Origin of the sequence: Mesorhizobium sp. M2A.F.Ca.ET.043.05.1.1 (genome assembly GCF_003952445.1) — a bacterium.
GTDB lineage: Bacteria > Pseudomonadota > Alphaproteobacteria > Rhizobiales > Rhizobiaceae > Mesorhizobium.
In genome coordinates, this window is sequence record NZ_CP034446.1 from 6,020,003 (window position 1) to 6,032,753 (window position 12,751).

A 12,751-nucleotide genomic window follows, 5' to 3' on the forward strand; every position below is an offset into this window, starting at 1 on the left:
CTCTGTTGGTCTTGTTGGTTATTGGCTGCGGATGCGGGGATCGACGAACGGGGCGACGAAGTCGGCGAGCAAATTGCCGAGCACGATGGCCAGGGCCGAGACCAATGTGACGCCCATGATGATCGGCACATCGACCTGCTGGATGGCCTGCCAGGCGAGCTGGCCGATGCCGGGCCAGCCATAGACGGCCTCGACCACGACTACGCCGCTCATGAACTGGCCGATGTCGATGCCGACCATGGCGATGATCGGCAACAGCGCGTTGGGCAGCGCGTGGCCGAGCACCACGCGGCGGCCGCTGAGACCCTTGGCATGGGCGGTGCGCACATAGTCCTGGCGCAGCACCTCGATCATGGCGGAACGCACCATGCGCGCATACCAGCCGGCGCCGAGCACGCCGAGCGTGAGCGCCGGCAGCACGACATGCCGCGCCGTGCCGAAGCCGGACATCGGGAACCAGCCGAGCGTGGCGGCAAAGACATAGAGAAGCAGCAGCGCCACGACGAATTGCGGCGACGAGACGCCGACGAAGGACAGCATCATCACCGAGCGGTCGACGAAGCCGCCGCGCCGGACCGCCGCGATGATGCCGAAGGTCAGGCCGAGCGCGACCTCGACGACGATGCCGGCGGCCATGAGGATGAGCGTCGCCGGCAGCCGCGCCAGGATCAGCGGCAGCACCTCGGTCTTCTGCGTATAGGAGCGGCCGAGATCGCCATGCAGCAGGTTGCCGACATAATGCAGGAACTGCATGACCAGAGGCTGGTCGAGGCCAAGCTCATGCCGGATGGCGGCCACCATCTGCGGCGTCGCGGAGCGCCCGGCGATCAGCACGGCGGGGTCCGCCGGCAGGAAATAGAGCAGAAGGAAGGTGATGGCGGCCACGCCGAGCAGGATCAGCACGGCCTGGACGAGACGGCGGGCGAGGAAGAAGGCCATCGTCACAGCCTCCCGCGCTGGGTTGGGTCGAGGATGTCGCGCAGGGCGTCGCCGATCAGATTGAAGGACAGCGCCGTGGCGAGGATGATCGCGCCGGGAATGAACACCAGCCAGGGCGCATCCTGGAAATAGCTCTGGCTCTCGAAGATGATGTTGCCCCAGGAAGGCTGCGGCGGCTGCACGCCAATGCCGAGGAAGGACAGCGTTGCCTCGAGCAGCACCGTGGTGGCGATGCCGAGCGTGCCCCAGACGATCGCGGTCGGCATCAGGTGGGGAAGGATGTGCAGAAGGATGATGCGGCCATTGCCGGCGCCCAGCGAACGCTCGGCGACGATGAAGTCGCGTTCCACCAGGCCGCGCGTTTCGGTGTAGACGATGCGGGCGACCTGCACCCAGTTCACCAGGGCGATCACCATGGCGACGATCCACAGGCTGGGTCTCAGCAGCGCCGCGAGCGCGATGGCGAGCAGCAGCGCCGGAAAGGCCATCATCAGGTCAGTGAAGCGCATCAACAAATTGCCGGCGGCGCCGCGCAGATAGCCGGCGAGCAGCCCGACGAGAAGTCCGATCGCGACGGCGACGCCGTTGGCGACGAGACCGATGATGAGCGACGTGCGGGCGCCGAACAGCACGCGGGCGAAGAGGTCGCGGCCGAGCGTGTCGGTGCCGAACAGATGGTCGCCGCCCGGAGGCAGCGGCGCGCCTTCGAGCGACAGGCCGTCGGCAAGCTGGTCGTCCGGCGAGAAATGCGCGATCCATGGCGCGAAGATCGCCGCCAGCAGGACGAGCACGACCACGATCAGCCCGAAAAGGGCGGAAGGCCGTCTTGTCAGTTCGCGCAGAACCCGCATGCCAGCGGCCTACATCGCGCGCGGCACGGGCTCGTGCCCGGCAACTATGGAAGCGGCGACGTGCTCGACGGTAAGCCGGCGCTGCATGGCGAGGCGGCAGAGCGTGCGATAAGCGCCGGTCTCATCGCCGCCTTGCGCGGCCATGATCGAGCGCATCGCGTCGTAGACAATCGGTCTCAGCCGCAGACGCTCCTCCAGGCCGGCGATGCGCGCCTTGACGGCGGTTCGCTCATGGTGGGCGTGCGTGGCAAGCACCAGCGCCGGATAAACCGAGGAGGCGGTGACCGGCTTGGCGATGAGCGCGCCGGCGCCCTTGCCCAGCGCCCAGGCGATGCGGCCCGGCGCTTCGGAACCGAGCAGCGCGACCACCGGAACGGGCGCCTCGTCCCCGTCCCATGGCAAGAGATCGTCCCACCCCTGGTCGGCGTCGACCAGGACGATGTCAGCCGGCGTTTCGGTGAGATCGAGCGGTTTCCACTGCACCAGGACGGTCACGCCGAGGCGTTCGAGCTGACGCTTCAGGCGCTCGACGTTGTCGTCGGCGCGATGCAGGATCGCGGCGCGCCAGGAGACGAAATTCGGCGTCCGCGTCATTGCACGACCCTCAGATGCGGGACGGGCTGGCTGGCCAGCGTGCCGACAAGATAGGGATCGGCGACGATCGCGCCATGCGAGGCGATGACGTCGAAGCCGGGCTGTTCGTTGATGCGACCGAGATGGAAAGGCAGGGCCGCATGGTTGGTGCGCGGGTCGATTGCGAGGGGTCCGAGCACAGTCTGTCGCGGCCTGGCGTGCAGGAAGCCGCGCACGCTGGCGGGGTCGTCGCGATTGGCCTCGGTGATCGCCTCGGCGCAGAGCTTCACCGCCGCATAAGCGCCGGCGAAGAAGCTGGAGACGCGGCGTCCGGTGCCGAAACGGGCGGCGACGCGCTGCTTGAAAATCCGGTTTTCGAGCGACGCCAGGCTTTCGAAGTAAGAGGCTGTCGAGAGCTGACCGACGGCTGTGCCCGGCTCGATCTCGCCGAGCTCGCATTCCGTCAGGTCGCAGCTCAGCACCGGGCAGCGTTCCGGCGCGAAGGCAGGATCGCGATCCGCCAACCGGCGCACAGCGGCCAGGAAGGCGTAGCTCGACGGGCCAATCATGTTGTTCAAGATGAAGTCGGGCCGGTGGCGCTCCAGATCGGCGATCAGCAGGCCGACATCGGTCTCCTCGATCGGCAAATAGCGCTCGCCGAGCACCTCGCCGCCGGCGCGCGTGAGAAGCTCGCGCGCCAGCCGGTTCATCTCCCAGCCCCAGACATAATTGGCGCCGGCGAGATAGACGCGCTTGCCGTAGCGGGGCAGCATGTAGTCGAACAGCGGTATCAGATGCTGGTTGGGACAGGCGCCGGTGTAGATGACGTTCTCGTTGGCCTCGAAGCCTTCGTAGGGGCAGATGTACCAGAGCAGCCCGTCATATTTCTCCACCAGCGGGATGACGTCCTTGCGCGACAGGGAGGTGATCGTGCCGATCACATTGCGGCATTGGTCGTCGCGCAGCATGGCGCGGATAAGGTCGAGGTAACGCTCCGGCTGGCCGCCCGGATCGCCGAAGACCGGCTCGATGCGCACGGCGCCGCCAGCCTTCTCCAGCTCCTCGATGGCAAATTCGGCGCCGGCGCGGCAGTCGCGGCCGATCGCCCCGTAGGGACCGGTGGTCGAATAGAGGATGCCGACCCTGAACGTCTTCACCCGGACCTCAAAAAATAAAGGCCCCACACGCACCCCATGCTTTCATGAGACGCGGCGAGGCCATGCTGCCCTTGCCCGGCAATGCCGGACGCGATGTGTTACGCGGGAAATTGTGCGCTTGCGAAATAGAACACGAGTGGACGCAGGCTTGTCAACGGTCCTGCGCGCGAATGGGTACAATGGCTTGGTGGTTTGCCCATAAGCGACCGGCTCGCTCAAAGCCGCCACGGTTTTCAGCGGTGACGCCGCCGATGTTTACAGTCTTGCCTCGGCAAAGATGCGGGACGCCCATTCCAGGAAGACGCGCAGCCGCGGCGCGAGCTGGCGGTTCTGCGGATAGAGCGCGAACAACGGCGTCGGCGTCGGCGGGAAATCCTTGAGAACCTCCACCAGCGTCCCGTCAGCCAGGTCTTTTTCGAGCCGGTAGCGTGGCGCCTGCAGAAGCCCGAAGCCCAGGCGCGCCAGATCGGCCGCGGTGTCGGAATTGTTGACGCGCACCCGGCCCGGCAACGTTATCTGGCGCAGGCCGGCGCCCACCGTGAATTCCAGCGGCAGCACCTCGCCGGTCCGGGAGGAAACGAAGCAGACGGCCTGGTGGCCCTCCAGCTCCTCGGGCGATGCCGGCGTTCCGTGGCGCTTCAAGTAAGCGGGACTGGCGCAGGTGATCTCGGCGATCATCGCCAGCCGCCGCATGATCATGCCGCTGTCCTGCGGTTCGCCGGCGCGAATGACGCAGTCGACGCCTTCGCGCACCAGGTCGACCAGCCGGTCGCCCTGGCCGATATGCAGGTCGATGCCGGGATAGCGTTCGAGGAAGGCCGGCAGTTGCGGAAGCAGGAAGCGCTGCGTGAGCAGCGGATGCGCATCGATGCGCAACAGGCCGCGTGGCTCGGCGCTGCGGAACCCGGCCTCGGCATCCTCCACCTCGCCAAGGATCGACAGGCAGCGCTCGTAATAAGCCTGCCCGTCGAGCGTCGGGGCGACATGGCGCGTTGTGCGGTCCAGCAGCCTTGCCCCCAGATGCTCCTCCAGTTGCTGGATCGCTTCGGTCGCGGTCGAGCGCGGCAGGCCGAGATCGGCTGCGGCCGCGGTGAAATTGCGCCGCTCCACCACGCGGACGAACAGCCGCATCCTGTCCAATCGATCCATGGCTGATTGTTCACTCAGCTCGAATACTGCTGTCAATAGCCGGCCGATTATCCGGAAGACAGGACGATCTATATCGGCTCCACAACAAACAAACGAACGGAGACCGATCATGCAGAAGACAAGAACAGCGATCGTGACAGGCGCATCGAGAGGCATCGGCGCCGCGATCGCCAAGCGGCTCGCCCGGGACGGCATCGCCGTCATCGTCAATTATGCGCGCGGCAAGGACGCGGCCGGCGAGGTGGTGTCGGCCATCGAGGCTACCGGCGGCACCGCTCTCGCGGTCCAGGCCGACATCGGCGAACCGACCGGCATGGCCGCCTTGTTCGACGCGGCCGAAAAGGCATTTGGCAAGGCCGACATCCTCGTCAACAATGCCGGCATGATGCGGCTGTCGCCGATCGCGGACACCGACGACGCTGCATTCGAACGCCAGCTCGCCATCAATCTCGGCGGCACGTTCCGCGGCATGCGCGAAGCTGCAGGACGCTTGAACGATGGTGGCCGCATCATCAACTTTTCTTCAAGTGTCGTGGGCTTCTACCAACCGGCCTACGGAGTCTATGCCGCGACCAAGGCCGGCGTCGAAGCGATGACGCATATCCTTGCCAAGGAGCTCGGTCCGCGCCGCATCACCGTCAACGCCGTCGCGCCCGGCCCGGTCGACACCGAACTCTTCACCGACGGCAAGAGCGCCGCGCAGATCGAGGCGATCACCAGGCTCATCCCGCTCGGCCGCCTCGGCCAGCCCGACGACATCGCCGGGCTCGTCGCCTTCCTTGCCGGCCCGGACAGCCAATGGGTCAACGGCCAGGTCATCCGCGCCAATGGCGGCGCGATCTAAAGTCAGAGGCTACCATGCAGCAGACAATTCTCATCACCGGCGCATCGAGCGGCTTCGGCGCCATGACCGCGAAGGCGCTCGCCAGGGCCGGCCACCGGGTCTATGCCTCGATGCGCGATCCGCAGGCGCGTGGAGGCGCCGCCGCGGCCGAGGTCGAAAGACTGGCCCGCGAGGAGAACCTGGAGATCCGCGCCATCGCGCTGGACGTGTTGTCGGAACCGTCGATCGAAGCGGCCGTGGAAACCGTCCTCGCGGAAGCCGGCAGGATCGATGTCGTCATCCACAATGCCGGCCATATGGTGTTCGGACCGACCGAGGCCTTCACACCGGAGCAACTGGCGCAGCTCTACGACGTCAATGTGCTGGGGACCCAGCGCGTCAACCGGGCAGTCCTTCCCGCCATGCGCTCGCTTGGCCGGGCCTTGATGATATGGGTCGGATCGAGCAGCACGCGCGGCGGCACGCCGCCATTCCTCGCGCCGTATTTCGCCGCCAAGGCGGGCATGGATGCGCTGGCGCAGAGCTACGCGCTGGAGCTTGCCCGTTTCGGCATCGAGACGAGCATCGTGGTGCCGGGCGCCTTCACCAAGGGCACGGAGCATTTCGCTCATTCCGGCAAGCCCGCCGACACCGGGCGCGCCGCCGCCTATTGGTCGGGACCTTACGCCGGCGCGGATGAGCAGGCGCTCAAGGGTCTTGCCGGCCTGGAGCCCGCGGACGCCGATCCTTCGAAGGTCGCAGAGGCCATCGTGGATCTCGTGGCGATGCCGCATGGCCGCCGGCCGTTCCGCGTCCATATCGATCCGTCCGACGACGGTGCGGCCATCGTCAACGGCGTCGCCGATCGCGTCCGCGCACAGCTTCTGGAGCGCATCGGCCTTGCCGACCTCCTTCATCCAAAGCTCTGAAACCCAACCCGAAAGGAACCTGGAAATGCCCTTTGCCAACTTCAAGATGCCCGAGGCCGCCCTCACGAAAGCGCAGAAGGAGGAGCTGGTCCACAAGACCACGCAGATGTTCGTCGACTATTTCGGCGAAGGTGTGCGTCCCCACACCATGGTGCTGATCGAGGAGGTTCCCGATGGGGGCTATGGCCGAGCCGACGAGGTCTTCGTCATTCCCGACGCGTACCGGGCTAAGGATAGTGCCTGACTTGAACCGGGCGAGTCGCTTGCCGAGCGGCGCGCCCAACCCTTCGTGTCGGAGCCGATACTCGCTTCGCTTGGATCAGCCCCGGTTCGGCAAGCTCCGCAGGAATTCGATCATCGCGGCGTTGACCTCGTCCGGGCGCTCCTGCTGGGTCCAATGCCCGCAGCCGGGCAGCATCAGCGTATCGCGGATTTGCGGGATGAAGTTCCTGAGATTGGCCAACAGTTGATCCATGCCGGGGAAGGCGACCACCAGGTCGCGATTGCCTGCCATGTAGAGCGCGGGAACCTTGATCCGCGCGCCCGCAAAGGGCGCCATAAGTTCCCAGTTCCGGTCGATGTTGCGGTACCAATTGAGGCCTCCGGCGAAGCCGGCGCGCTGGAACTCGCCGGCGTAGAAATCTATGTCGCTTTCGCTGAGCCAGTGCGGCAGGCTTGCGGGAACCTCGGCTGCTTGCAGGAGGCTTCCGCCGCGCGGGACCATGGCAATTCCGGCGCCGCCGTCCGAAGCGTCTCCCGACACCGCGTAAAGCATGGCGCGCACCGTGGCCCGCGGGTCCCGTTCCAGCTCCGCCTCGGCAATGCCGGGTTGCTGGAAATAGAGCTGGTAGAACTGAGACTCCGCCGTTCGCGGCATGAGGCTGGTCGGGCGCGCATTGGCGCGCGGCCGGAACGGCACACTGAGGCCGATGACGGCATGGAAGCGGTCCGGTCGCAGCAGCGCCGCATGCCAGGCGACGACCGCGCCCCAGTCGTGGCCGACGATGACGGAGCTGGGAGCTTCAAGGGCGTCGAGAAGGCCCACCATGTCGCCGACCAGATGAAAGAGCGTGTATTGGTCGATCGCCTCCGGCCGATCGCTCTTGCCATAGCCCCGCATGTCGGGGGCGACGGCGTGAAAACCCGCCGCCGCAAGCGCGCTCAACTGATGGCGCCAGGAATACCAGGATTCGGGAAAGCCGTGGCACAACAGCACCGGGGGCCCGTCTCCGTGCTCCGCAATGTTGAGGCGGATGCCGTTGGTCGCAACTATTCGCTGTGTAGGTTCGCTCACGGCCACCTCTCGTGCGCGTTTCCACCTCTGATCAAGGGAAGGCTCGACGGCGCAACGGGATGGCCGAGCCGATGGAGTGCCAAATTTCGGAGACGCGCATCTTCCATTGACTGTCTCAGGGGCGCTCGCGGCAGTCAATGTCCGACATGGTCACGGAGCGCCAAGGGGTCCACGCACTTGAATAGTTCTGGCGATGTGCGTCCATTCATGCAGGCGCACTGACTGAGGAGGGCGGGAATCAATGCTTAAACTGCAAGCCTGGCTGGCCGATTATTGGGTCATTGGTGCAGGGTTCATGGCAGCATCGCTCATAGCGGCCGCGCCAATCGTGGCGCTTCCGCTGCCGGTGTTCCTGATCTTCCTGCACAGCCCGGTCTACATGGTCCATCAGGTCGAGGAGCACACCGGAGACCGATTCCGCAAATTCGCCAACGAGCATGTTTTCGGCGGCCGCGACGCCCTTACCGTCGCTTCGGTTCTCGTCACCAACCTGCCCTTTGTCTGGGGCATCAACCTGCTGGCCCTTTACGCGGCGTTCCTATGGGGACCGGCTTGGGGCCTGGTTGCCCCCCTATGTCCTGATCGTCAACGCGCTCGCGCATCTCGTCACGTCGGCGCGACTGCGCAAATACAATCCCGGTCTCATCACCAGCGTCCTTTTGTTTTTGCCGCTGAGCGTCGCTACGATTTGGACGATCGGCCGGACGGCAGGTCTTCTCCCGCACTTGATCGGCGCAGCTCTCGCGATCCTGCTTCACCTGGCGATATCGTGGTGGTGACCGCGCGATACCGCTCTCTCGTCGCCAGCTCGTAGCCTCTTCGACACGGTTGCGGCAGCGAGAAGACGTCGCTCGGGCCGAAGCCCGGTCGTTGCAGGCCGGAACGGGCCACCGCGCAAAGCTGCTGCCGGCATCGGACCAGCCCCCCACCAACGAAATCTTAATGTAAATCAAGCGTAATCCCGGCCATTAAAATTGTGCGTATGTGTTGGGGTGGCGCATGCCGGAATATTCTTCCTTCCTCCGGTCGATTCGGATCCGCTACATTTCGGGGCTGCTTGTCTTCGCGCTGGCCTCGGCCGCCGTGATGTTCGCGCTCAACCGTGTGAATTCGTACCGCCACGAAGTCGATGCCCTCAGCGGCAATTTCGTCATCTTTGCCCGCGACCTGCGCAACGCCACCAATTTCGCCGAGACGACCGGCACCGCCTGGCGTAGCGAGACGCGCGATGCGCTGGCCGCCGCCGCGCGCGGCCACTCCGAGCGACTGACCAGCGAGATCGAAATCCTCAACGCGCAGTTGGCTGCGATCAGGCCGCGCCTGTCCAGGAACACCACCAACGCGCTGGATACCGCTTCGGTGAACGACGACCTGTTCTGGTCGGCACGTGACATGGTGCGCAACTTCAACCTGATGTCGACGGCGCAGAAGGTCGATGAATGGAGCTACCGCGAGATCCGCAACCAGAACGACCTGTTCGCCCAGCCGATGCTGGTCAAGGTGCGCACCGCGCTCGACGAGGAGCGTCGCCTCGCCGACGCTGCCAACGACCGGCTGCTGCTGTGGGCAAGCGGACTGCTGTTTGCCGTGCTGGCCATCGCCGCGGTTCTGATCTTCCGGCCGATGGAGACCGCCATCCGCCGCGCCTTCGCCGAGAGCGCCGCGTCGCTGTTCAAGGCCGAGGCGGCCGATCGCGCCAAGTCGGAATTCCTGGCCAATATGAGCCATGAAATCCGCACGCCGATGAACGGCGTGCTCGGCATGGCCGAGCTGCTGGCCAAGACGGAGCTTACGCCGCGCCAGAAGACCTTCACCGATGTCATCGTCAAATCCGGCAACGCGCTGCTCACCATCATCAACGACATCCTCGATTTTTCGAAGATCAATGCCGGCCAGCTCACCCTCGACCCCGCTCCCTTCCGCCTGGCGGAAGCGGTCGAGGATGTGGCAACGCTGGTGTCGGCGCGCGTGGCCGAAAAGAACCTCGAGCTCATCGTGCGCGTCGACCCGCGCCTGCCGACCTTTGTCGTCGGCGATGCCGGGCGCTTCCGCCAGATCGTCACCAATTTGCTCGGCAACGCCGTGAAATTCACCGAGAAGGGCCATGTGCTGGTCGATGTCGGCGGCGATGTCGTCGACGGTGTCGTCCAGCTCAAGGTCCGCGTCGAGGACACCGGCATCGGCATCCCGGCCGAAAAGCTGCAAAGCGTGTTCGAGAAATTCGCCCAGGTCGACGGCTCCTCGACCCGCCGCCACGAAGGCACCGGGCTTGGCCTTGCGATCGGCGCCCGGCTTGTCGACTTGATGGGCGGCAAGATCGGCGTCGAAAGCGAGATCGGCCGCGGCTCCGTCTTCTGGTTCGCCGTGCCGCTGCCGGCGCACAACCAGGAGGCGGCCGACAAGCTGGTGCCGGTCGATGTCACCGGTGCCCGGGTGCTGGTCATCGATGACAATCCGGTCAACCGGGAGATCCTGCTGGAGCAGCTCAGAAGCTGGAGCTTCGACTGCGCGGCCGCCGAAAGCGGCGCTGTCGGCCTTGCCTTCCTCGACCGCGCCTGCCAGCTCGGCGCCTCTGTCGACTGCATCATCCTCGACTACCAGATGCCCGGCATGAACGGAGCCGATGTCGCCAAGGCGATCGCCTCGGACAGCCGGCTTTCGTCCATCCCGGTCGTGCTGCTCACCTCGGTCGACCAGGTCGATTTCGGCAGGATGGTCATCGATTTCGGCATCGTCGCGCATCTCACCAAGCCGGCGCGTTCGGCGGTGTTGCTGGGCACGGTGATCTCCGCCATCCAGAAGGCGCGCATGCAGGGCGCCAAGGCGCATTTCGTGCGCGAGCCGGTCGCGGCGCAGCCGGCGCCGCCGTCCTTCACTGTCATCCGCGGCCCGGCGGCGCCCGTGCCAGCGGCGCCGGAATCGACCGCAGCGCCGAGCGGCCCGATCGATATCCTGATCGCCGAGGACAATGACGTGAACCAGCTGGTCTTCGGGCAGATCCTCAACGGCTTCGGTCTCAGCTACCGCATCGCCGGCAATGGCCGCACGGCTGTCGAAATGTACCGCGCGCTGCGCCCCCGCCTGGTGCTGATGGACGTCTCCATGCCGGAAATGAACGGCTATGAGGCGACCCGCGCCATCCGCGCCATCGAAGCGCAGAACGGCGAGCGCACGCCGATCATCGGCGTCACCGCGCACGCGCTGAAGGGCGACCGCGAGAAATGCATCGAGGCCGGCATGGACGACTATCTGCCGAAGCCGGTGTCGCCCGACCGCCTCGGCGCCAAGATCGGCACCTGGCTCAGCGAGACGGTGACGGCCAAGACGGCTTGATTGCCTCCATCGGGTAAGATCTACTGGCCAGCGACCGAGCACAGCGTTCCTTCGTGCCCCCCTCTGGCCTGCCGGCCATCTCCCCCACGGGTGGGGAGATTGGCAGTTTCCGCGCCTCGCTCAGTCCTGCAACATTGAAAATTAGCGAAGGCCGCGATGACGGCTAATCTCCCCCCAAGTGGGGGAGATGGCCGGCAGGCCAGAGGGAGGCGCTGTCCCGCCAGCGTTCTGGCTCCAGCAGTCTCGTCAATCGCGATAGTGCCAGCCGCTACAATCTGAACTTCTGTCGGATGCGAAGGGCGCATTCTTGCGCGGTCAGTATGCTCGTGTCGACCTCGATATCGTAGCGTATCCCCTGTGCACGCGCTCGAACTGCCAGCGCGCAAGTCCAGGCAGTCGGTCGGCGCGCGCGCTTTCGCGGGCTTCGAGCACATCGAGCGGCGCGAACACGCCGACGCTGAAGACCGCGAAGCTGGACAGCAATTCCAGATACTGCGCCATCTCGCCTTCAATCATCACATCGTCGACGATGAGGTTGTTGCCCTGGCGCGCCATCGCCGCGATGGCGTGCCGCATCCCTTGCATGGCCCGCCTGCCGACCGGCCCGGCCTCGATGGCGACGGATGGCTTACCGTCCTCGTAAGTGGTCTTGTAGGCAAAGCCCGGCATGTTCTCCTGCAATGCCTCGGGGAGCATTTCCAGGAAGGCGTCCATCTTAACATGCAGAAACGGCGCGGCGGTCATTTCCTGCAAAGCCTTGGCGATCGAGCTTTTGCCGGCGCTGCCGACGCCGTTCAGCAGGACGATCTTGGCTGTCATCTCCCCTCCTGGCCTTGCGTCACCGGTTGCGCATCACCACGCAGGCGCCGCCGACGCTTTGCAGCTTGTCGCAGATGCCGTTGGCCTCGCCGCGCGAGTCCGCGCCGATCCTGACCGCGTAGATGCCGCGCCGCCCGATCGGCGTGCGCACCCGGCTCACCACCGGATCATGGCTGGCGAGCAGCGCCGGGAACCGGCTCTTGACCCTCAGCCATTGGCCGATCGCCGCGGAGCGGCGGAAATTGCCCGCCACCTGCACGCCCCACGGCTTGACGTTGATCGAGGCCATGGCGACGGTCCGCGACATGATCACCGGCAGCCGGCGGCAGGCGACCGCGAAGCTCATCTTCGGGTCGAGCGGCTCGACGGTGCCGGCATAGGATTTGTCGGAAAACTTGTCGACGGGTTCGCCCATGATGTCGAAGACATAGCTTTCGGTTTCCATCGGCAGGAAGCCGCCGGAATCCAGCCAGCGCGACACGCGGTTCTCGCCGGCATTGTAGGCCGCGGCCGCGAGGCCGAGATTGCCGTAGCCCGCCTTCATCTCGGCGAGGTATTTCGCTGAAGCCGGGATGGCCTGCTCGATGTCGAAGGAATTGGCCAGGCCGCGCATCTTGGCGGTTCCCGGCATGAATTGCGCGATGCCTTCGGCGCCGACCGGGCTCACCGCGTTCGGGTCGAAGCGGCTTTCCTTCCAGATCAGCCGGGCGAAGAAATCCTTGGGCAGCCCGTTCTGTTGGGCTTGGGCTTCGATCAGATCGCAGACACGGTTGATCAGCCGTTTGCCGGCCGATTTCGACTGCGGCGGGTCGGCGGACGCGCCTGCCACCCAACTCAAGCTGCACAGCAAGGCCAGGGTCACCGCGAGGAAACGGTGCATCGGC

Annotated in this window: 13 protein-coding genes; 5 read left to right on the forward strand and 8 right to left on the reverse strand. The window is 65.6% G+C overall.

Going from position 1 to position 12,751, the window contains the following annotated elements:
- Positions 1 to 18: 18 nt before the first annotated feature.
- From EJ069_RS28955 to EJ069_RS28975, 5 genes are all read right to left on the reverse strand, one after another.
- On the reverse strand, positions 19 to 939 hold the full coding sequence (locus EJ069_RS28955) for an ABC transporter permease (protein ID WP_126064051.1): 921 nt from the start codon (positions 937 to 939) through the stop codon (positions 19 to 21).
- 2 nt (positions 940 to 941) lie between these two features.
- Positions 942 to 1,790 (reverse strand): ABC transporter permease, encoded by an 849-nt coding sequence (locus EJ069_RS28960; RefSeq protein ID WP_126064052.1) that lies wholly within the window; start codon positions 1,788 to 1,790, stop codon positions 942 to 944.
- Between the two features lie 9 nt (positions 1,791 to 1,799).
- Positions 1,800 to 2,384, reverse strand: coding sequence for an ANTAR domain-containing protein (locus EJ069_RS28965; protein WP_126064053.1), 585 nt, complete (start codon positions 2,382 to 2,384; stop codon positions 1,800 to 1,802).
- Positions 2,381 to 3,520 carry a transporter substrate-binding domain-containing protein gene (locus tag EJ069_RS28970; protein WP_126064054.1) on the reverse strand — a complete coding sequence of 380 codons (1,140 nt, stop codon included), beginning with the start codon at positions 3,518 to 3,520 and terminating at the stop codon, positions 2,381 to 2,383. Before EJ069_RS28970 ends, EJ069_RS28965 begins: the two co-directional genes overlap by 4 nt.
- A 255-nt stretch (positions 3,521 to 3,775) precedes the next feature.
- Entirely contained in the window at positions 3,776 to 4,669 is an 894-nt protein-coding gene (locus EJ069_RS28975; protein ID WP_126064055.1) for a LysR family transcriptional regulator, read from the reverse strand.
- A 109-nt stretch (positions 4,670 to 4,778) separates the two neighbouring features.
- Here EJ069_RS28975 and EJ069_RS28980 point away from each other — a divergent pair, with 109 nt between their 5' ends.
- Genes EJ069_RS28980 through EJ069_RS28990 form a run of 3 tightly spaced genes read left to right on the forward strand, consistent with a single transcriptional unit; the run spans position 4,779 to position 6,665 of the window.
- Positions 4,779 to 5,513 (forward strand): SDR family oxidoreductase, encoded by a 735-nt coding sequence (locus EJ069_RS28980; protein ID WP_189476016.1) that lies wholly within the window; start codon positions 4,779 to 4,781, stop codon positions 5,511 to 5,513.
- 14 nt (positions 5,514 to 5,527) lie between these two features.
- Positions 5,528 to 6,421, forward strand: a complete 894-nt coding sequence (locus EJ069_RS28985) for an SDR family oxidoreductase (protein WP_126064056.1) — start codon at positions 5,528 to 5,530, stop codon at positions 6,419 to 6,421.
- A gap of 25 nt (positions 6,422 to 6,446) precedes the next feature.
- Positions 6,447 to 6,665, forward strand: coding sequence for a 4-oxalocrotonate tautomerase family protein (locus tag EJ069_RS28990; protein ID WP_126064057.1), 219 nt, complete (start codon positions 6,447 to 6,449; stop codon positions 6,663 to 6,665).
- A gap of 75 nt (positions 6,666 to 6,740) precedes the next feature.
- On the opposite strand, the gene EJ069_RS28995 is transcribed toward EJ069_RS28990, so the two are convergent.
- On the reverse strand, positions 6,741 to 7,715 hold the full coding sequence (locus tag EJ069_RS28995; protein WP_126064058.1) for an alpha/beta hydrolase: 975 nt from the start codon (positions 7,713 to 7,715) through the stop codon (positions 6,741 to 6,743).
- Between the two features lie 437 nt (positions 7,716 to 8,152).
- On the opposite strand from EJ069_RS28995, the gene EJ069_RS33960 reads away from it, so the two are divergent.
- Positions 8,153 to 8,494 carry an HXXEE domain-containing protein gene (locus EJ069_RS33960; protein WP_348639348.1) on the forward strand — a complete coding sequence of 114 codons (342 nt, stop codon included), beginning with the start codon at positions 8,153 to 8,155 and terminating at the stop codon, positions 8,492 to 8,494.
- Positions 8,495 to 8,714: 220 nt separating this feature from the next.
- A complete protein-coding gene (locus EJ069_RS29005; protein ID WP_126064059.1) occupies positions 8,715 to 11,048 on the forward strand; it encodes a response regulator in 2,334 nt (777 codons plus the stop codon).
- 315 nt (positions 11,049 to 11,363) lie between these two features.
- Here the strand turns inward: EJ069_RS29005 and EJ069_RS29015 are convergent, their stop codons facing one another.
- Together EJ069_RS29015 and EJ069_RS29020 are read right to left on the reverse strand one after the other, a co-directional pair.
- On the reverse strand, positions 11,364 to 11,867 hold the full coding sequence (locus EJ069_RS29015; RefSeq protein WP_245456352.1) for an AAA family ATPase: 504 nt from the start codon (positions 11,865 to 11,867) through the stop codon (positions 11,364 to 11,366).
- 19 nt (positions 11,868 to 11,886) lie between these two features.
- Positions 11,887 to 12,747, reverse strand: coding sequence for a lytic transglycosylase domain-containing protein (locus tag EJ069_RS29020; RefSeq protein WP_126064060.1), 861 nt, complete (start codon positions 12,745 to 12,747; stop codon positions 11,887 to 11,889).
- Positions 12,748 to 12,751: the final 4 nt, after the last annotated feature.